This window comes from Microbacterium sp. G2-16M (assembly GCF_055809115.1).
In genome coordinates this window covers 2,401,723-2,420,823 of record NZ_CM147897.1, presented here as the reverse complement: position 1 = coordinate 2,420,823, position 19,101 = coordinate 2,401,723, and the positions used below count along the sequence as shown (strand labels likewise).

At 69.6% G+C, this 19,101-nt stretch carries 18 protein-coding genes; 6 read left to right on the top strand and 12 right to left on the bottom strand.

Going from position 1 to position 19,101, the window contains the following annotated elements; all coding sequences use genetic code 11:
- Nucleotides 1–90: 90 nt before the first annotated feature.
- From AC0L6F_RS11515 to AC0L6F_RS11505, 3 genes are all read right to left on the bottom strand, one after another.
- On the bottom strand, nt 91–1,824 hold the full coding sequence (locus tag AC0L6F_RS11515) for an MFS transporter (protein ID WP_473537996.1): 1,734 nt from the start codon (nt 1,822–1,824) through the stop codon (nt 91–93).
- Nucleotides 1,825–1,992: 168 nt separating this feature from the next.
- Nucleotides 1,993–3,141 carry an NAD(P)/FAD-dependent oxidoreductase gene (locus AC0L6F_RS11510; protein WP_473537995.1) on the bottom strand — a complete coding sequence of 383 codons (1,149 nt, stop codon included), beginning with the start codon at nt 3,139–3,141 and terminating at the stop codon, nt 1,993–1,995.
- A complete protein-coding gene (locus tag AC0L6F_RS11505; protein WP_473537994.1) occupies nt 3,138–3,326 on the bottom strand; it encodes a ferredoxin in 189 nt (62 codons plus the stop codon). Before AC0L6F_RS11505 ends, AC0L6F_RS11510 begins: the two co-directional genes overlap by 4 nt.
- Before the next feature lie 149 nt (nt 3,327–3,475).
- Here AC0L6F_RS11505 and AC0L6F_RS11500 point away from each other — a divergent pair, with 149 nt between their 5' ends.
- A complete protein-coding gene (locus AC0L6F_RS11500; protein ID WP_473537993.1) occupies nt 3,476–4,417 on the top strand; it encodes a LysR family transcriptional regulator in 942 nt (313 codons plus the stop codon).
- Nucleotides 4,418–4,566: 149 nt separating this feature from the next.
- On the top strand, nt 4,567–5,748 hold the full coding sequence (locus AC0L6F_RS11495; RefSeq protein WP_473537992.1) for a cytochrome P450: 1,182 nt from the start codon (nt 4,567–4,569) through the stop codon (nt 5,746–5,748).
- Nucleotides 5,749–5,837: 89 nt separating this feature from the next.
- Here the strand turns inward: AC0L6F_RS11495 and AC0L6F_RS11490 are convergent, their stop codons facing one another.
- The 6 genes from AC0L6F_RS11490 to AC0L6F_RS11465 all read right to left on the bottom strand — a co-directional run bounded on the left by AC0L6F_RS11490 (nt 5,838) and on the right by AC0L6F_RS11465 (nt 12,487).
- Nucleotides 5,838–7,550, bottom strand: a complete 1,713-nt coding sequence (locus AC0L6F_RS11490) for a CocE/NonD family hydrolase (protein ID WP_473537991.1) — start codon at nt 7,548–7,550, stop codon at nt 5,838–5,840.
- The gene (locus AC0L6F_RS11485) at nt 7,547–8,455 is read right to left on the bottom strand and encodes an MBL fold metallo-hydrolase (protein ID WP_274636715.1); all 909 of its coding nucleotides are present in this window, start codon (nt 8,453–8,455) and stop codon (nt 7,547–7,549) included. Before AC0L6F_RS11485 ends, AC0L6F_RS11490 begins: the two co-directional genes overlap by 4 nt.
- Nucleotides 8,452–9,357: an alpha/beta hydrolase gene (locus AC0L6F_RS11480; protein WP_473537990.1), complete on the bottom strand. Its 906-nt coding sequence runs from the start codon at nt 9,355–9,357 to the stop codon at nt 8,452–8,454. The genes AC0L6F_RS11485 and AC0L6F_RS11480 overlap by 4 nt, the downstream gene beginning before the upstream one ends.
- A 3-nt stretch (nt 9,358–9,360) precedes the next feature.
- Nucleotides 9,361–10,476: an FAD-dependent monooxygenase gene (locus AC0L6F_RS11475; RefSeq protein WP_473537989.1), complete on the bottom strand. Its 1,116-nt coding sequence runs from the start codon at nt 10,474–10,476 to the stop codon at nt 9,361–9,363.
- A 72-nt stretch (nt 10,477–10,548) separates the two neighbouring features.
- Nucleotides 10,549–11,502, bottom strand: a complete 954-nt coding sequence (locus AC0L6F_RS11470; protein WP_473537988.1) for a phosphotriesterase family protein — start codon at nt 11,500–11,502, stop codon at nt 10,549–10,551.
- 1 nt (nt 11,503) lies between these two features.
- Nucleotides 11,504–12,487: a phosphotriesterase family protein gene (locus AC0L6F_RS11465; protein ID WP_473537987.1), complete on the bottom strand. Its 984-nt coding sequence runs from the start codon at nt 12,485–12,487 to the stop codon at nt 11,504–11,506.
- Nucleotides 12,488–12,615: 128 nt separating this feature from the next.
- Here AC0L6F_RS11465 and AC0L6F_RS11460 point away from each other — a divergent pair, with 128 nt between their 5' ends.
- Nucleotides 12,616–13,242, top strand: a complete 627-nt coding sequence (locus AC0L6F_RS11460) for a TetR/AcrR family transcriptional regulator (protein ID WP_259610893.1) — start codon at nt 12,616–12,618, stop codon at nt 13,240–13,242.
- A gap of 216 nt (nt 13,243–13,458) precedes the next feature.
- Here AC0L6F_RS11460 and AC0L6F_RS11455 read toward each other — a convergent pair whose 3' ends face one another.
- The 3 genes from AC0L6F_RS11455 to AC0L6F_RS11445 all read right to left on the bottom strand — a co-directional run bounded on the left by AC0L6F_RS11455 (nt 13,459) and on the right by AC0L6F_RS11445 (nt 16,728).
- Complete coding sequence (locus tag AC0L6F_RS11455; RefSeq protein ID WP_473537986.1) at nt 13,459–14,361, bottom strand: glycine betaine ABC transporter substrate-binding protein; 903 nt, start codon at nt 14,359–14,361, stop codon at nt 13,459–13,461.
- A 103-nt stretch (nt 14,362–14,464) separates the two neighbouring features.
- On the bottom strand, nt 14,465–15,403 hold the full coding sequence (locus AC0L6F_RS11450) for an ABC transporter permease (RefSeq protein WP_473537985.1): 939 nt from the start codon (nt 15,401–15,403) through the stop codon (nt 14,465–14,467).
- Complete coding sequence (locus tag AC0L6F_RS11445; protein WP_473537984.1) at nt 15,403–16,728, bottom strand: quaternary amine ABC transporter ATP-binding protein; 1,326 nt, start codon at nt 16,726–16,728, stop codon at nt 15,403–15,405. Before AC0L6F_RS11445 ends, AC0L6F_RS11450 begins: the two co-directional genes overlap by 1 nt.
- Nucleotides 16,729–17,078: 350 nt before the next feature.
- Here AC0L6F_RS11445 and AC0L6F_RS11440 point away from each other — a divergent pair, with 350 nt between their 5' ends.
- Genes AC0L6F_RS11440 through AC0L6F_RS11430 form a run of 3 tightly spaced genes read left to right on the top strand, consistent with a single transcriptional unit; the run spans nt 17,079 to nt 19,098 of the window.
- The gene (locus tag AC0L6F_RS11440) at nt 17,079–17,468 is read left to right on the top strand and encodes a GntR family transcriptional regulator (protein WP_473537983.1); all 390 of its coding nucleotides are present in this window, start codon (nt 17,079–17,081) and stop codon (nt 17,466–17,468) included.
- Entirely contained in the window at nt 17,465–18,373 is a 909-nt protein-coding gene (locus tag AC0L6F_RS11435; RefSeq protein WP_473537982.1) for an ABC transporter ATP-binding protein, read from the top strand. The genes AC0L6F_RS11440 and AC0L6F_RS11435 overlap by 4 nt, the downstream gene beginning before the upstream one ends.
- The gene (locus AC0L6F_RS11430) at nt 18,370–19,098 is read left to right on the top strand and encodes a hypothetical protein (RefSeq protein WP_473537981.1); all 729 of its coding nucleotides are present in this window, start codon (nt 18,370–18,372) and stop codon (nt 19,096–19,098) included. Before AC0L6F_RS11435 ends, AC0L6F_RS11430 begins: the two co-directional genes overlap by 4 nt.
- The last annotated feature ends 3 nt before the right edge of the window (nt 19,099–19,101 follow it).

Genomic DNA, 19,101 nt, shown 5'->3' with positions numbered 1-19,101 from the left:
GCGGATCGCGCGTTTCGGCGTCGCAGCGACCCCGAGTCCGCGATCCGGCCTGCCGTTGCCACCGGCCAGCGTGGTGCCTGGCGGGGCGGGTCAGACCTCGGTGGCCTCGACCTTGACGGTCTTGGCCAGCTCGGCGTCGGTGACGGGCACGTCCGCGCGGTTGCTCGGGATGAACAGGGTCAGGACCGCCGACGCGGTCGCGGCGATCGCGGCGACGAGATAGACGACCTGGAAGCCCGAGCCGAGGGATGCGCCGGCCAGCCCCATGATGTCGCCCTGCGATCCGCTCAGTGCTGCGATGGCGCCGTCGACGGTCGCCTGCGGGGCGCCCGAGGCTCCCAGCTGAGCGGCGAACTGGCCGACGACGCCGTCCCAGCCCGAGAGCCACGCCAGCGGGGGCACCTGCGACAGCCCCGCGACGGCCTCGGCCGGCAGACCGGCACCGGTCAGCACACCCGCGATCGGTGCGGCGAAGGCGGCCGCGCCGAGACCGAACGCAATGGCCGAGCCCACGACGGGCCCGAGCGTGAAGCCGAGATCGCGCATGAGGCTGGTGGTCGCGGACGCCATGCCGATCTCGTGCGGCTGTACGGTGTTGATCGCGACGGCCGTGATCGAGCCGATGGTCAGCGCGAAGCCGATGCCGAGCAGGAGCAGCGGTGCGAGGAAGTCCTGCCATGGCGCGCCGCCGAACTGCGCGGGCACACCGACCTTGTAGGTGGAGAGCCAGTATCCGCTCGCGGCGATGAACGCGAACCCGACGGTGAGGATCCACCGCGGCGACACGGAGTGGATGAGGCGTCCGACCAGCGGCGCCAGCACGAACGCGGGGCCCTGGATGCACACGAACAGCACGCCGAGCACCCACACCGGGCTCTGCTGGAGGGCACCGACGGAGATCGAGGTGGAGAACGCCGTCGCGAGGAACGCGAACATGCCGATCACGGCGACAATGCTGCCGATCGAGTATGCGCGGTTCTTGAAGAGCGACAGGTGCAGCAGGGGCGCCTTCGAGCGCAGTTCGATGACGATGAACGCGGCCAGGGTCACCGCGCCGACGATGTAGCCGGCGATGACCTGCCACGCCGACCATCCCGAGTCGACGGCGGTGACGGTGGCGTAGAGCACCGCGATCAGGCCGACCGCGAACGTGATCTGGCCGGGGATGTCGAGCTTGCGGCCCGCCGGCGCCGACGAGTCGCGGGTGGCCAGCGACACGAAGACGAGCACGATCGCGACGACCACGATCACCCAGTACGACACCCGCCATCCGCTGAAGACGTTCGGCGCCCCCGGCGCCGCCCCCGGGACGGTGAAGAACTGGTCGGTCAGCCCGGCCATGACGGGCGAGATGACGGCGCCGAGCGAGAGGAACCCGGCCCACGTCGCGATCACGCGTGCACGCCGCCTCGGATCGGGGGTCAGCGCGGCCACCATCGCCAGGCCGATCGGGAACAGCAGCCCGGCCCCGATGCCGATCACCGCCTGGGCGAAGATCATGAAGCCGATCGTGCCGGCGACGGCGGACAGCGCGGCGCCGACGATCACCAGGGCGCTGCCCGCGACCATGAGCTTCTTGCGACCGAACAGGTCGCCGAGCAGTCCGAACGTGAGCTCGAAGGCGACGATGCCGATCTCGAAGATGGCCGTGATCCAGGTGAGTCCCGCCCCGGAGGCATGGAACTCGGCGGCGAAGGCGCCGTTCAGCGCTCCCGGTATCGCGTAGGCGGTCTGGGCGAGCGCCACGGAGAGGAACGCGGCGGCGAACGTCGCCCGCACCGATCCGCGCGAGGCGATGATCGTGGTGGTCTGTGTGCTGGACATGGCTGCGGGAACCCCTTCGTTCCAAACGACGACGCGGCACGTGGGTGCGTGCTGTGATGATTGAACACGTTTCTTTACACTCTGTCAAGTGACTTGTCGATGTGTGAAACGAGCATCGACCGGGGGTCTTCGCCGGCAGAGGTCGAGAGACGGTTCAGACGAGGCGAATCAGGCCGCGATGGCCGGGCGAGTGAGAGCGCGCAGGCGCGGCACGGCCACACGCATGTTCCATGCGGCGGCGGTGGCTGAGCCGTCGGCGTGCGGCCAGCGCAGGACGGCGCGCCGCTCATCGAGGTCACCGTCGCGCACACAGGGGGCGCCGTCGACGGGAAGAGGTCCACAGACCTTGATGCTGTTGCCGAACTGCTCGGTCCAGAAGTAGGGCTGATGGGCCACCTCGTCCGCGGCGTCGCCGAGCATCAGGGCGGAGGCGGCCGCCCGCGCCGTCTCAATCGCGTTGGTCCACAGCGGGACACGCCGCAGTCCGCGCGCGGTGGGATACGCGGCGACGTCGCCCGCCGCCACCACCCCTTCGGCGACTCGGCAGTGGGTGTCTGCCACCAGCATCCCGTCCTTCAGCAGCGCCGTACCCGTCAGCCACTCGGTATTCGGCCGGTCGCCGACGGCCGAGACCACGAGGTCCGCCATCAGCTTGGTGCCGTCGTCGAGTGTGACGACGGCCTCGTCCGGGCGGTCGACGATGCGTGTGCGGGCGGACCGATGGAACACCGCGCCGGCAGCCACCGCCGACTGCGTCAAGACGTTCGAGAGGAATGCGCCGACATGGCCGACCATCGCGGCCCGACGCACGACGATCCGCACGTCGCACCCCGCCTCGACGCAACCCGACGCGACCTCCATGGCGAGGGCGCCACCGCCGATGACAACCACGCGCGGTCGGTCGGCGAGCAGTGCGCGCAAGGCCCACGCATCGTCGAGGCTGCGCAGTGTGACCTCGCGCTCGGAAGCCCCGAGCCGTCGGGCGCGCGAGCCGCTCGCGATCACCAGACCGTCGTAGGGCAGTTCGGAGCAGTCCGAGAGCTGCAGCCGTCGCCGCACGTCGTCGATGCCGACCGCCGCACACCCGCGCAGTTCGACGCCCCCGTGATCGGGAGCGGGCAGCACGTGCGCGGTCGGGTCACCATCCTGGGTGAGGACCGCTTTCGACAGCGCCGGCCGGCTGTACGGGGCGTGCTCCTCCGCGCCCACGATCGTGAGCTCGCCCGCGAAGCCGAGGCTGCGCAGCGTGTCGGCGGCGGTCACCCCCGCGATGCCGTTTCCGACCACGACGATGTTTCGGAGGCGCGACGGGTTCACCGCAGCCTCAGGGCGGCCACGGGACAGACACGCACAGCCGCACGCGCCGCCTCCAGATCGGCCTCGCCGACGTCCTCGACATCGACGACGAGCTCGCCGTCATCATCGAGGTGCAGCAGATGCGGCGCCACTTCTTCGCACAGTCCGTGCCCTTCGCAGCGCACGCGATCGACTTCCAGCTTCATCATCGTGACCTCCTCGCGATGCCTCCCCTGTGCCACGTTGCGGCAGGGGAATGGGGCATCACTGTCAATCTAGAATGGTTTACAGCATGTCAGTCAAGTTGACATTGCGTATCTGTCTCATGCGTTCCGCGAATGAAGGGCCGGCAAAGATGACGAGACTCGCCGCCGGCGACCGGGAGCTCTCGCGTCTGGCCGCCACCGATCTGAACCTGCTGGTCCCGCTGCTCGCGCTGCTGCAGGAGCGCTCGGTCACCCGCGCAGCCGAGCGCATCGGGATGTCCCAGCCCGCGATGAGCCATGCGCTGCGGCGATTGCGATTGCAGCTGCATGACCAGCTGCTCGTACGCAGGGGCGGCGAGATGGTGCTCACGCCGCGCGCCGAGAGCCTGTTCTCTCCGGTGCATCACGCCCTGCACGAATCGGCGCGGGCACTCCACCCCTCGTCATTCGATCCCGCCACGGACGCCCGCACGGTGACCATCGCGTCGACCACCACGACCGCGTTCGTGTTCGGACCGCGACTGAGCGCGGTCCTGGCCGAGCGTGCGCCGTACGTGACGCTGCGCATGATCTCACCGGACATGGGTTCGCCGACCGTGTTCACTGACGACAGTGTCGACGCCGTGCTCCTGACTGAGGGGATGCCGTCTCCGCATCCGCGGCAGCGTCTGTACGAAGACCGCTGGATCGTGCTGGCATCGCCGTCGATCCCAGCCGAGACTGCGCCGGTGGGGATGCTCTCGCGTGAAGAGCACATCCGCTATGAGGCGGCCGGTCAGCGGATCCGCCCGTACGATGTCCTGGATCAGCATCGCGTGCCGTACCGCATCCGTGAGATCGTTTCGGATTACACCGTGATCCCGCATTTTCTCGCCTCATCGCGACGCGTCGCCCTGCACCGGTTCCAAGCGGCAGAGGAGTTCCGGCACCTGCTCGGCCTGCAGACGGCCGAGTTCCCATTCCCGATCGCCGGCCTGAGCATCGACGTGGTCTGGAACCCGTGGCTCGCCGACGACGAGTTCCGTCGCTGGCTGGGCGCGGCGATGCGCGACGCCGCCGCACCCCTGCGCCGACGAGCCCGCCGCCCCTGACCGCGGCAGGTCGAGGCGAGCGCGACGAAGATTCATCCCCCGCATGGGCATCATGCACCGGGAGGTCTTGCCGCACGGGCCCCGTGCCGATTGCATGGAATCCGTGCGCGGCGACGAGGCCGCGGCAGACGAATGATGAGGCAAGAGACATGACCGCCGTTCTGCAGACTCCAATGTCGACCCTGGACATCTGGTCGGACGAGATCCTGGCCGACCCGCATGACGCCTTCACCGAGTTGCGCGAGCAGGCCGGCGCAGTCTACCTGGAGGCATCCGACGCGTGGGCGATCACGCGCTATGACGGCATCCGCAGTGCGATGGCCGACTGGGAGACCTTCACCTCGACCCGGGTGGCGTTCAACCCGCAGATGAACGAGGTGCTCACCGGAACGACCCTCGCCAGCGACCCTCCGCTGCACACGACCCTGCGGGCCGCGCTGAGCGAGAACCTGACGCCTCGCGCGCTGCGCGGGTTGAAGACCACGATCGATGAGAAGGCCGACCGCATCGTCGCCGACCTCGTCGGCCGGGACTCGTTCGACGCGGTGCACGATCTGGCCCGCGAACTGCCACTGCAGATCGTGCTCGATCTCATCGGAGTGCAGGGTGACGTGCGTGAGAAGATCCTCGACTGGGGTGCTTCCGCCTTCAACCTGCTGGGACCCATGAACGAACGCTCCCAGGAGAGCTTCCCCCTTGCGGGCGAGCTCTTCGAGTGGACGCACGGGATGGACGGCAGCCAGCTCGCCGAGGGCTCGATCGGCCGTGCGGTGTTCGACGCCGGCGCCCGCGGTGACATCCCGCCCGGGCTGTGCGGCCACATCATCCATCAGTACCTGGCAGCCGGCATGGACACGACGATCGGCGCGATCGCCAACGCCATCCGCGCATTCGGCGACAACCCCGACCAGTTCGCCCTGGTCAAGAACGACCCCTCGCTCATCCCCGCCGCGTTCAACGAGACGCTGCGTTACCAGGCGCTGCTGCACGCCGTGGGGCGTGGCACCACCCGCGACGTCGAAATCGACGGCGTGACGATCCCCGCCGATTCGCAGGTGGCGATCCTGCTCTACGCCGGCAACCGCGATCCGCGACACTACGAGGACCCCGACACGTTCATCGTCGAGCGCAACCCGATCGATCACCTCTCGTTCGGCTACGGGGTACACGGCTGCGCGGGTCAGGGCCTGGCCAGACTCGAGGCGTACGCTGCCATCGACGCGTTCTGCCGCCACGTCTCGTCGTTCTCGATCGGCACCGCGGTGCCCAAGCTCAACAACTCGAGCCGCGCCCTGGCGTCTCTGCCCGTCTTCGACGTCGTCGCCGTCTGACGGGCGTCGTGCCCACGCAACGCGTCCCGCGCTCGCCGTTCTCTCAGAGCGTCGGGCGCGGGTTGCGGGGCGATCGTGCGGGCACTACCTCACACCGTGAACGGCAGCACGAGCCGGGACGGATGCTGCGCGTCGCGGTAGATCGTGTGGGTGACCGGGCGGCCCACCGGCAGGTGGAACGCGTCGGGCGGCAGCAGCGCGTTGTGCTCGTCGCTCAGCGGCTCGTCGCACGACAGTTCGGCCACCAGCCTGTGCCCGGGCAGGATCGTCGCGGCGAACGGGTAGATCCGCAGCACGTACTCGGTGATCTCACCCGGCACCACCGGCACCTTGCGGGTGTGCGGGTGCACCGGGCCGCCCTCGGCCGACCGGTCGGGGTCGAGCTCGCGCTGCGACGCCTTCAGGTACGCGGTGGTCAGCAGCTGCCGCGTGCCGCCGGGCGCGGCATCCCACAGTCGCAGGATGAAGTTCGTGTCGTCCTGGTCGATCGCGGCGTACAGGTGGAACGCACCGGTGCCGATCAGCTCGGCCGGCTGCTCGAACGCGGCGGTCGACCACGACAGCACCTCGACCTTGTCGGTCACCGTCAGCGGCGCCTGGAAGAACCCGTCGGGCGCGGCCGCCTCGGGCCCGAAGACCTCGGGCTCGGCCGACAGGGCCCGACGCGTGCGCAGATACAGCGGCCGGTGCTCGACCGGCTTCGGCGGCCACTGGTCGGCTGTGACGACCTCGCGCGACCCCTCGACGAACACCTCGACGGCCGGCTCGTGCTCGACGCCGTTGGAGATGCCCTTCAGCCACCGGTCGTACCAGCGGAACATCTTGTCGTGCTCTTCGATCCACGGCCGCGACTGCATCGGCGGGTACGACCCGATCGACAGTCGCTTGTGCGGGCCGGGCAGCGCCAGGAACAGCTCGATCGTGCCGTCCAAGGTCCAGCCGCGGCCCTGGTCGAGCTGCAGCCACACCGGGATGTCGATGTTCGGTGCGACCGTGATGGGGTTGCGCTCCTCGTACCAGGGGCCGTCCAGGTCGTTGGTGACGATGTCGAACCACGCCTCGTGGTGCACCGGGTAGTGCAGCGTATGCACGAGATTCGGCCACGCCTGGATGTCGGGGTCGGCCAGCCGCTCGGCCACGCGGCGCTCGACCTCGCCCGGATCGACGTTCTGCAGCATCCGGCTCTTGATCCGGTCGGTGAACGCCCAGCCCGAGTCGCCGCCGCGGCCCTCGCGCGCGGCGCGCGGCATGAACCACATGATGCCGCCGTGGTACGTCGTCTCGTAGAAGTCGTAGTGCCCGCCCGAGACGAAGATCGCCTTCAGATGCGGAGGGCGCTCGGCGGCGGCCAGCACCTGCATCGACCCGAAGTACGAGATGCCGATCATGCCGACGTTGCCGTCGCACCACGGCTGCGCGGCGACCCACTCGATGACGTCGTACGCGTCCTGCCCGAGCGAGACGCCGCCCGCGTTGTAGTTGCCGATGTGCTCGCCGCCGGATCCGCCCGATCCGCGCAGGTCGCCGATCACGTGCACGTACCCTTCGCCGACGACCCGGGCGATGTCGCCGGCCTCGATGCAGCCGTCCCACATCGGCGAGGGCCGCCGCTGCGGCGGCATCGTGAGCGCGAGCGCCTGCAACTCTTTGCCGTACGGGCTGAGGGCGATCAGCGCCGGACGGGCCTTCTCGTCCGGCGCGTGGTAGGCATCGGCGACGAGCGTGACGCCGTCGCGCATCGGGATCTCGAGGTTCTTGCGCACCGCGATGGTCTGGGTGCCGGTCGTCACGGTTTTGATCATGATCGTGCTCCTGGGGAGTGCGTCGCGTAGCCGCGCATCGTGGTGAAGAAGGGGGACGGCTCGAGCATCGGGTCGCCGGTGTAGCCGAGGGATGCCGCGACCCCGGCGTACGGCGAGTACACCGAGTCGTCCGGCCGAGGCGGGTGCGCCGCCACGGCCGCCCGGATGCGGGCTTCGTCGGCCAGGCTGCCGGCGAGCGCCTCCTCGGCGTCGACGGCGTCGAGCGCGACCGGGAACGGCGAGCCGTCGGCCCGGCGGTAGGGATGCCCGAGGTACAGGTGCGCGGGATGCAGAGCCTGCAGGCGCTGAAGGCTGGACCGATACGCGTCGGGGTCTTCGTATCCGGGGAATCCGCTGGCCGCGCCGTAGGCCTGGACCGCGTCGCCGGCGAACACGTGTCCGTCGACCGCGTAGGCCACCCCGCCCGCGGTGTGCCCGGGGACGGCGTGCACATCGACCGTCACGCCGCCGAGGTCGAGCCGGTCGCCGTCGTCGACCACGCGGGTCGGCTCCAGCTCGCCCGAGATCGCCGCGGCCGCTTCGGCGGTCTTGGCGGCTTCGAGCCCGGGCACGCGGTCGCCGCGCAGGGCGAGCGCCTCGTCGACGTGCGCGCGGCGCGTGCGCAGGAACGGGGCGTCTCGCCGTCCGATCACGACCTGCGCCTTGCGGCCGGTCGCCTCCCACAGCGCGAACGCACCGCCGACGTGGTCGATGTGCCCGTGCGTGAGCAGGATCCATCGGATGTCGCGGGTGCGGCGGCCCAGCCCCTCGAGCGCGGCGGGCACCCCGGCGGCCGATGCGGTCACGCCGGTGTCGACGAGGGCCGGCTCGGGCGCGTCGATCAGGAAGCTGTAGAGGTGGAACCGCCCCCACGGCGCGGCGATCGGGTGGACGACGACGGTCATGGCGCCCCCAGGAACGCGGCCACCCGGTCGATGGTCCGTCGGCTCTCGTCGATGGCCGGGAAGTTCTGCACGAACCCGTGGTTGACCCCCAGCATCCGCACCACCGTCGCATCGACGCCCGCCCCGCGCAGGCGCTGCCCGTACCGCTCGCCTTCGTCGCGCAGCGGATCGTACTCGGCGGTGACGATGAGGGCGGGCGGCAGGCCGGCCAGGTCGACCCGCTTGATCGGCGACACGAGCGGGTCGTCGGGGTCGGCGCCGCTGCGCAGGTAGAAGGCGTTGAACGGGGCCAGGCCGGCGTACTCAAGCCCGTAGCCGGTGGCGTTCTCGACCAGCGACGGGTAGCGGCTCTGGTCGAAGTCGAGGTCGAGCGACGGGTACAGCAGCACCTGGTGGGTGATGCGGTCGAACCCCTCGTCGTGCAGCCGCGCGGCGACGGCGGCGGCGAACGTGCCGCCCGAGCTGTCGCCGGCCACCGCCAGCACCGGGCCGGGGAACCGGTCGGCTGCCCACCGCACGACGCCGGTCGCGTCGTCGAGCCCCGCGGGGAACGGGTTCTCAGGCGCGAGCCGGTAGCCGGCCGCGACGACGGTGAGCCCGGTCGCCGCCGCGAGCGCGCGGGCGACGTGGTCGTGCGTGTCGAGGCTGCCGAGGAAGAACGCTCCGCCGTGCAGGTAGACCAGGATGCCGCGGTCGCCGTCGCCGTCGCGGTAGATGCGCACCGGCACGTCGCCGTGCACGGTGTGCGCGATCTCGTCGTCCACCCGCGCCACGACCGGGCGCTCGGCCACCGGTGCCAGGTGCGCCTCGTCGGCTGCGCGCAGCGCGACGGGGTCGATCGGTCCGGGCGACGGCGTCGGCAGCGACGCGAGGACCTGCGCGATCACGGGGTTCAGCGGCATCCGTCAGCCCTTCGCCGTCGCCGCGAGGTCGCCGGGCTTCTGCCCGGGGAACACGGTCTGGATCTCGTCTTCGCTCCAGCCCTCGCGCGACACCTTCTGCAGCCCGTCGGTGATCGGCTTGCGCGCCGCCTGGTACTGCGCCAGCGCCGCGGCGACCGAGTCGGCGCCGGCCAGGGCCTCGGCCAGCACCTGCGCATCGAGGATGGCCGAGTTCGCGCCCTGTCCCTGGTGGTGGCACATGGCGTGGGCGGCGTCGCCGACCAGCGCGACGGCCTCGGAGTGCCACACCTCGATCGGGTCGATGTCGTATACGGCGCGGACGTTGACGATGCCCATGTCGAGGTCGCGGGTGGTCTGCACGATCGCGTCCTCGAAGCCGGCGACGGTGGCGAGCATCGCCTGCTTTCCGTCGCGCGGGTTCGGCGTCGGGTCGGGGTTCAGTGCGGTGATGTCGAACGAGATCTGGCCGCGGTGCTGCAGCGGCAGCGAGTAGATCTTCGTGCCGTGGCCCAGGTACATGCGCAGCTTGTCGTCGAACGGCAGACCGTGCGCGTCGGCGATGTCGATCACGGCCCGGTAGGCGTGCTCCCCCGCGTAGATCGGCGGGCGATCGTCGAACAGCTGCTCGCGCACGAGCGAGCGGATGCCGTCGGCCCCGATCACGAGATCGGCGGTCACCGTCTTGCCGTTCGCGAACTCCAGCACGGGCCGAGTGCCGGTGTCGTCGATGCGGGTGAGCGTGTGCGAGGTGTGCACCATCCCGTCGGGCAGCTCGCCGATCAGGGCGTCGATGAAGTCGCCGCGGTGGACGAACCGGGTGGTCAGGCCGAAGACGTCCTTCTCGGGCCACTCCTCCTCGGCGATGCGCTGCCCGGTCGCGGTGAGGATCTCGAAGCTCTCGCTCGGGCTGGTCACCCGTTCGATCGCGTCGAGCATGCCCCAGGAGCGGAATGCGGCCAGCGACGACGGCCGCAGCCCGATGCCGGCGCCGACCTCGCGGATCTCGCGCGCCTTCTCGTAGACGTTCACCGTCGCGCCGAGCCGGCTGAGGGCCTTGGCGGTGGCGGCCCCGGCGTAGCCGGCGCCGACGATGGCGATGTCGAGATTCTTCAGGTCCATGACGCGTCCTTGTCGTTCTGGGGTCGTTCTGGGGTCGTTCGGGGTCGTTCGGGGTCGTTCGGTGTTCGGGTGTCAGCGGTCGATCGCGAGGAAGCCGGCGGGGTTCGTCACGAAGATCCGGTGGATGGTGTCGTCGTCGATGTCGGCGGCGTGCAGGGCCGGGATGAGCTGTTCGAACAGGTAGTTGACGGTATGGCCCTTCACGCCGGGCCAGCCCAGCGGGCTGCAGTTGGCGTCGGCCGAGGCCAGCAGCCGGTCGACGTGCCCGGCCCGCACCAGGCCGAGGAAGTGCGCGAGCCGCTCGTCGCGGTGGCGTCCCCAGAACGGCGGGTCGGGCAGTTCGAGGTCGTACCCGAACGTGTCGAAGCCCAGCCGCCCGCCCGCGGCGAGGATCGCCTCCTGGTTCACCCTGCCCTGGCTGACGCCGTCGTCGGCGTGGCCGAACAGCACGCGGTCCAGCGCGAGCCCCTCCTCGGCGAAGATCGCCAGCGCGGGCTCGACGTCGACGGCGAGGTGCGTGAAGACCGGCACCCCGGTCTGCAGCGCGGCGCGCGCGGCGGCGCGGTAGATGCGCAGGTCGAGCTCCTTCATCCGGAACCCGCGGCTCACGCCGACCTTGATGATCCCCGCCGCAGCCCCGGTGCCTTGGATGCCGACCGTGATCTCGTGCACGAACTGGCGGTAGAGGTAGTCGACGCTCGCGTCGGCGAAGAACTTCAGCGCGGTGTCGCCGCCGACGAAGCCGGTGCACGCGACGATGTGCACACCGGTCTTCTCAGACAGCGACTGGTAATAGGGCACGTCCCGGCCGTTGCAGATTCCGGTCGCGTCGACGAACGTGCCGCCGCCGTTCTCATGGAACGCGCGCAGCTTCGGGACGGTCTCGTCGTAGCGCTGTTCGGGGCTCTTCCACCACTGGGGGTCCAGCTCTGACCCCGGCATCCCGTACCCGATGTGCTCGTGCACGGCGACGAAGCCGAGCTCCTCGGGGGCGACGGGGCCGAGGACGGTGTTCACGTGCGCCATGTCAGTGCTCCTTCACAGCCAGGAGGGCGGCCGGATTGTCGACGAGCAGGCGATGGATGTCGTCATCCGGCACGCCGGCATCCCGCAGCATCGGCACGAAGACCTCGAGCACGTGCGCGTACTCCGGCGCGGTGTCGGCGTCGGCATCCGGGTGCCCCTTCGCCACGCCGATCGCACTCGACGAGAGGATGATGCGGTCGCCGTGGCCCGCGGAGATGAGCTCGGCGACCAGCTGTGCGCGCTCGAGGTCGGTCGGCAGGTCGGCGCCGAGGTGTCCGACGTGGTCGATGCCGACGTACGCGCCCGCTTCGGCGACGGCGACCGGGGCGCCGGTGGCGAGGGCGTCGGGCCGGTCGAGCCCGCCGACGACCACGCGGTCGACCGGCAGGCCGGCATCGCGCACGACCTCGAGATCGTGCACGGCGTCGGCGCCGAACCGGATCGACAGCGCCGACCCGGTCACGACGGCCGCCCGCGCGGCGCCGCGGGTCTGGCTCTCGTCGGTCGGCGTCATCCCGGCCGGCGTCACGCCGATCGCGATGAGGCCGGCGCGGCCGCGGCGCTCCACGCGCGGCACGACCATGCCCTCGGTGATCTCGCGCGCGTACAGTTCGGCGAACCGCTCGGCCGGCCACGGTGTGGGCGGGTTGGTCTGCGGGGTGAGGAAATAGCCGCCCAGTTCGTCTTCGGGCCCCTGTCCGGTCGAGGCCACGATGTGCACGCCGGTCGCCCGGGACAGCGCCTCGTAGAGCGGCAGGTCGCGCCCGTGGAACATCCCGGTGGCGTCGACGACCGTGCCTCCCCCGGCGGCGGCGAAGGCGCGCAGCTTCACGGCGAGGGCGGCGAAGATCTCGGACCGGTCGAACGGGATGTCGTACGCGTACTGCGCTCCGGGGACCACCGACAGCAGCGCTTCGTGCGTCGCGACGACGCCGAGCTGGTCGGCGGGGATGTCGCCGAGGACGGTGTGGACTGTGCCGCTCACAGGATTCCTCTCCATCGAGTCGGGTGATCCGGCGGGATCGCTCTCCAGCTTCGCATTCACTTTACAGCTTGTCAAGTGAGTGACCGCAGTGACCGGCGACCCCGCCGAGCAGAGTTAGGCTCGGATCCATGGCGAACCTACGGCAGCTGCAGAAGGAGACGACCCGCAGGCGCCTGCTCGAGGTCGCGCTGGACCTCTTCGTCTCACGTGGCTACGTCGCCACGACGATCGACGACATCGCATCGGCCGCCGGCACGACTCGAGTCACGTTCTATGCGCATTTCGAGTCGCGGCAGGATCTCATGCGCGCGCTGATCGCCGAGCTGAACGAGATCCTCGACCGGCACGCGCGCGCCGGCACCGGGGGATCCACAGCCAGTCCGCTCGTCGAGGCGGTGCAGATCGGCTCGCGTGAGCTGCTCACCGAGTGGCTGCGCAATCAGGCCGTGCGATGGCCGCGCATCCGCCCGTACATCCTGTCTGCCACCGAGGCCTCAGCCGTGGACCCCGACATCCGCGGCCTGTTCTCCGGATGGGTCGAAGAGGTCGTGGCCGACGTCGTCGAGGGGCTGGATGCGGCGGGCAGGTTCGATCCCGCGAGTCGGCACTTCCGCGGCGAGCTCGCGTTCGCGAACCTCGATCAGACGGCGCTGTACTGGATGCGCACCGGCGGCTTCGAGCCGGGCTCAGGTACGGAGTTCGACGTGCTCGCCGAGACCTGGTGGCACCTCGTCGGTGACGGCGGCTCACGCTGACCGCTCCCGCTCCGTCCCAGGTCCCTGAGCTGAGCCGCTCCCGCTCCGTCCCAGGTCCCTGAGCTGAGCCGCTCCCGCTCCGTCCCAGGTCCCTGAGCTCAGCCGCTCCCGCTCCGTCCCAGGTCCCTGAGCGAGGAGCGCAGCGACGAGACGAAGGGCCGGTACCCGCAGAACACGCGGTACCGGCCCCTTCGCCTCGCTCGGTGACCTATCGGGTCACGAGGTGAGCGAGTCGACGTAGTCCTGGTTCTCGGACATCCACTTCTTGACGATCTCGGGGAACTCCTTCTGCTTGTGGTCCTCGCGGAACATCACGTTCTCGAGCGAGAACAGCAGGTCGGAGTCCATCTTGAACGCGGCGAACCACTTGTTCGCGTCGGCGAAGTCATCCGCGAACCCGGTGCGGGTCACGGTGTGGATCGACTCGGCGGCACCCAGGGCGCCCTTCGGGTCCTTCAGATCCTTCAGGTCGTACGCGTCGTAGGCCCAGTGCGGACGCCACAGCGTGACGGCGATGTTGTCACCGGCGTCCAACGACTTCTTCAGCTCGGCGAGCATGGAGGGCGTCGACGAGGTGAGGAAGTCCATCTTGTCCAGCCCGTACTCGGGGATGACCTTCTTGTTCATCGCCTCGGTGAGCCCCGCGCCGGGCTCGATGCCGACGATGCGGTTGCCGAACTTGTCGGCGTTCGCCGCCAGCTGGTCGATCGAGTCGATCGGCGCATCGGCGTTCACGGCGAGCGTCAGCTTGGCGTCCTCGTTCCAGGTGCCGACGTCGACCAGGTCGTCGCCGTACTTCTCGAAATAGGTCTTGTGCGTGGTCGGCAGCCAGCCGTCGAAGGCCACGTCGTAATCGCCCTTGGCCAGGCCGAGGAAGACGGGGCCGGCGTCGGCGTACTCGAGATCGACGTTGTAGCCCTTGTCTTCAAGGAGCTGCTGCCACAGGTACGAGGCAGCCTCGCCCTCGGGCCAGCCGTTGAACACGCCGACGGTGATGGTGCCCTTGTCGCCCGAGTCGCCGGAGCCGTTGTCCGAGCCGGACGAGCTGGAGCAGCCGACCAGCGCGATGCTGGCCGCGGCGCCCATGGCGAGGGCGCTGAGCAGTGTGCGCTTCTTCATGTGATTCCTTTCCTCCCGTGTGCTGTCACGGGTGTTGGGGAGGCCCGGGGAGGATCCGCGGGCACGACGGCGCGCGAGCGCGCCGAGTATTCGGACCCCGGCGTCAGCCCTGGGTCGGGCGAGCGCCGGCGACGACGACGGCATCGGCATCCGCGCGTCCGGATGCCCCAGCCGGGGCCTCATCGGCGGACGCTTCGGATGACGTGCGCCGGGGCCGCTTCACGGTGCCGAGGGCACCCGTGATGCGATCGAGGATCATCGCGATGATGACCACAGACAGGCCGGCCTCGACGCCCAGCGCGATGTCGGTGCTGTTCAGCGCCTGGATGATGTCCTTACCCAGGCCGGGCCCGCCGACCATGCTGGCGATCACCGCCATCGACAGGGCGAGCATGATGATCTGGTTGACGCCCGCCATGATCGACGGCATCGCCAGCGGGAGCTGGATCTGGCGGAGGATGCGGCCCGGGGTCGCGCCGAAGGCGTTGCCGGCCTCGACCACCTCCTTGTCCACTCCACGGATGCCGAGCTCGGTCAGGCGCACGCCGGGGGCGACCGCGAACAGGATCGTCGCGACGATGCCCGGCACCACGCCCACGCCGAACAGGAAGATCGCCGGGATCAGATAGACGAAGGCGGGCATCGTCTGCAGGAAGTCCAGGATGGGGCGGACAAGACTGGATACGGTCTGCGAGCGTGCCGCCCAGATGCCGACCGGGATCGCGATGGCCACCGCGATGAGCACCGCCACCAGGGTCAGGGCGAGCGTCTGCATCGCGTTCTCCCACTGGTCGACCGCGACGATCACGAGCAGCCCGATGACCGTGCCGACGGCGAGCTTCCACCCCTTGACCAGCCATGCGATCGCTGCGATCACGATGATCATGACCCAGAAGGGCGGAGTGACGAACAGCCACTCCGCGCCGTCGTAGAGCCCCTGGAAGATCGTCGATACGACCTCGAAGAAACCCCCGAGCACATCGATGACCCAGTTGATGAACGTCTCGACCCAGTCGCCGAGCGGAATGCGGAACGCGTCCATCAGCGCTCACCCCCCTCTGCCGTGGCCAGATCCGGCGTGGCATCGACGGGGCCGGCCGCCGCGGCGAAGGCGCCGGGGGCGAGCTCGGTCAGCTCGGTCGCGAGCGAGAACGCCGTGCTGGGCACGATGTCGATCGCCTGGGTGGTCGGCGGCACGTTGCCGAGCGCGGCCAGCAGGGTGATGCGGGGCACCACTCCCAGCAGACGCCCGCTCTCGTTCACGACGGGCAGCGGCACGGGGCTGCCGACCGAGTCCTCGACGATGTCGGTGAGCAGGTCGTCGGGTCCGACCCGGGTGACGGTCTGGTCGGCGATCGTGCGCAGATCGGTGGTCCCGGCCTTCACAGCCCGGATCACGGTGCGGTCGGTGACCACGCCCAGCAGGCGGCGGTTCTCGACCACGAAGACCTCGTCGACCTGCTCCTCGCGCATGATGCGCAGGGCCCCGCGGATGCCGGCCGAGACCGGCACCGCCAGCGGACGCTCCATCACGGCGCTCGCGGTGAGCACGCGCGCCCGGTCGACGTCCTGCACGAACTGGGCGACGTAGTCGTTGGCGGGGTCGGTGAGGATCTCCTCCGGCGTCCCGTTCTGCACGATGCGCCCGTCGCGCATCACGGCGATGCGATCGCCGAGGAACATGGCCTCGTTCAGGTCGTGCGTGATGAAGATGATGGTGCGGCCGAGCTCCTGCTGCAGCTCGACCAGCTGCTCCTGCATCTCGCGCCGGATCAGCGGGTCCAGCGCCGAGAAGGCCTCGTCCATCAGGAGGATGTCGGTGCCGGCGGTGAGCGCGCGGGCCAGGCCGACGCGCTGGCGCATGCCGCCGGACAGCTCGTCCGGCATCGCGTCGACGCGGTCGCCGAGGCCCACCTTGCCGAGGATCTCCCGCGCGCGCTCGCGTCGCTCCGCCTTGCCGACGCCCTGGATCTCCAGCGCATACGCGGCATTGTCGAGCACGCTCAGATGCGGCAGCAGGGCGAAGTGCTGGAACACCATGGACATCGACCGGCGGCGGATGTCGCGCAGCTCGGCGGGATTGGCGTTCGTCACATCGGCGCCCTGCACGAGCACCTGGCCGTCGGTGGGCTGCAGCAGCCCGTTGAGCATGCGGATGATCGTCGACTTGCCCGAACCGGACAGGCCCATGATCACGAAGATCTCTCCGGGCTGGACGGTGAAGCTGGCGTCGATCACGGCGGCGGTGCCGGCATCCTGCACGTCGGCGCGGGATTGTCCGGCCTTCAACCTGCGGACGGCGTCCTTCGGATTGCGTCCGAAGACTTTGAAGAGGCTCTTCGCCTCGACTGCTGGTGGGATGGTCACGTTGCTTGGCCTCGGGCAGCCGATGGAACAGGCTGCTTTTGGTTACGCCCGGGTGACGATCTTCTGCGCATCGCGGCACCGCACGAGCGGCTCCAGATAATACGCGTACCGGCGACACACATCGGGTCCGTCGCCAAGACCGCCGACCATACGCCCACGTGTGCGGCTCCCCAGGAGCAGACGACGCGGTCGCGGACTGGTCGTCAAGGGCACAAGGCCCATCTAACGACATTACGCCCGTCGATAGAAACCCGCAAACCGAGCCCGCTTTCGGGCGACCCGCGCTTGACATGGGGCGGCCCCACTGGTTACCTAGTCAAGCAACTAACCGAGGAACATCGAGGAGCAACGTGGTCGATGACGGCAGAGCGCTCTTCCTGCAGATCGCAGAGAGCGTCGAAGGCTCGATCATCGACGGCAGCCTCGCCGAAGAGACGCAGGCGCCGTCCACCAACGAGCTGGCCGCCTTCTACCGGATCAACCCCGCCACCGCCGCGAAAGGAATCGGAATGCTCGTGGACAAGGGCGTGCTGTACAAGCGCCGTGGAATCGGGATGTTCGTCGCGCCCGGAGCGCGTGCGCGCCTCCTGGCCGAGCGACGCACCGCCTTCGCCGAGCGCTACGTCGATCCCCTCCTGATCGAGGCGCGCCGGCTCGAGCTCGAGCCGGAGGAGTTGGCCGCACTCATCCGCGAGCGCACATCCGCGAGCGTCCAGCCCGCAGAAGGGAACACACCATGACATCGGTCATCGAGGTCGAAGGCCTCACCAAGCGCTACGGCGACACCCTCGCCGTGGACGACGTCAGCTTCACGATCGAGCAGGACACCATCTACGGCCTCCTGGGCCGCAACGGCGCCGGCAAGACCACGGTCATGTCGATCCTGACCGCGCAGAGCTTCGCCACGCACGGCGAGGTGCGCGTGTTCGGCGAGCATCCGTACGAGAACGCTCACGTGCTGCAGCGGGTCTGCTTCGTCCGCGAGGGGCAGAAGTACCCCGACGACGCCCACGCCCGGCACGCATTCGCCACCGCGCGCCTCTTCTTCCCGCACTGGGATCAGGACCTGTGCGAACGGCTGATCGAGGACTTCCAGCTGCCGCTGAACCGGCGGATCAAGAAGCTGTCCCGCGGCCAGCTGTCCGCGGTCGGGGTGATCATCGGACTGGCCTCGCGCGCCGAGATCACGTTCTTCGACGAGCCCTACCTCGGACTGGATGCCGTGGCCCGGCAGATCTTCTACGACCGACTGCTCGCCGACTATGCGGAATACCCGCGCACCATCATCCTGTCCAGCCACCTGATCGACGAGGTCTCGAACCTGATCGAGCGGGTGCTGGTCATCGACGCCGGGCGGATGGTGATGGATGAGTCGACCGACCAGCTGCGCGATCGCGCGGCCACGATCGTGGGCGACGCGGCGTCGGTGGACGCATTCGTCGCCGATCACGAGGTGCTGCATCGCGAGCGGCTCGGCCGCATCGCCTCGGTCACGATGCTCGGCCGGGTCGACGACGAGGACCGCCGCCGGCTGGCCGCCGACGGCCTGGACGTCACACCCGTCTCACTGCAGCAGCTGATCGTGCGCATGACCCAGCACGCGGCCGAGTCCGGCCGCGCCACAACGGAAGGAGCAGTGCGATGACCGCCATCGCCCAGCCCGTCACGGGCAGCGGCAACCGCATCGTCAAGGTCGTGCGGATGCAGCTGATCAACCGCATGACCTACATCTGGATCCCGCTGATCATCTTCGTCAGCATGGTGGTGATCACGCTCGCGATCTTCGCGATCGTGCGCAGCGCGGGTGGCGACGTGGCGATGTACGGCGGCGGTGCGCAGGCGCCGCTGTGGTACTTCGGAGTCGTCGGGATGCAGGCGCTGACCCTCACGTTCCCGTTCTCCCAGGCGATGAGCGTCACCCGGCGCGAGTTCTTCCTCGGCACTCTGCTGACCGCCGCGATCACCAGCGCGATCCTGTCGGCCGTGTTCGTGATCGGCGGTCTGCTGGAGCAGGCCACCCACGGCTGGGGCATGAACGGCTGGTTCTTCGCGCTGGATTGGGTGTGGGCGGGCGGTGTCGCGACCGCGGCGCTGTTCTATTTCATGGTGGCGATGCTCTTCTTCGTCGTCGGATTCACCGCCGCGACCGTGTACAAGCGGTTCGGCACGATCGGACTGACCCTCGTGGGCATCGGCCTGGCCCTGCTCCTGGTAGTAGCAATGTGGATCGTCGGGCGGCTGAACGCGTGGGTCGCCGTCTTCAGCTGGTTCGCGTCGCTGGGCGCGATCGGCCTCACCCTCTGGGGGCTGCTGCTGGTCGCGGTGCTCGCCGTCGTCGCGTTCGCGCTGCTGCGCCGGGCCGTCCCCTGACCT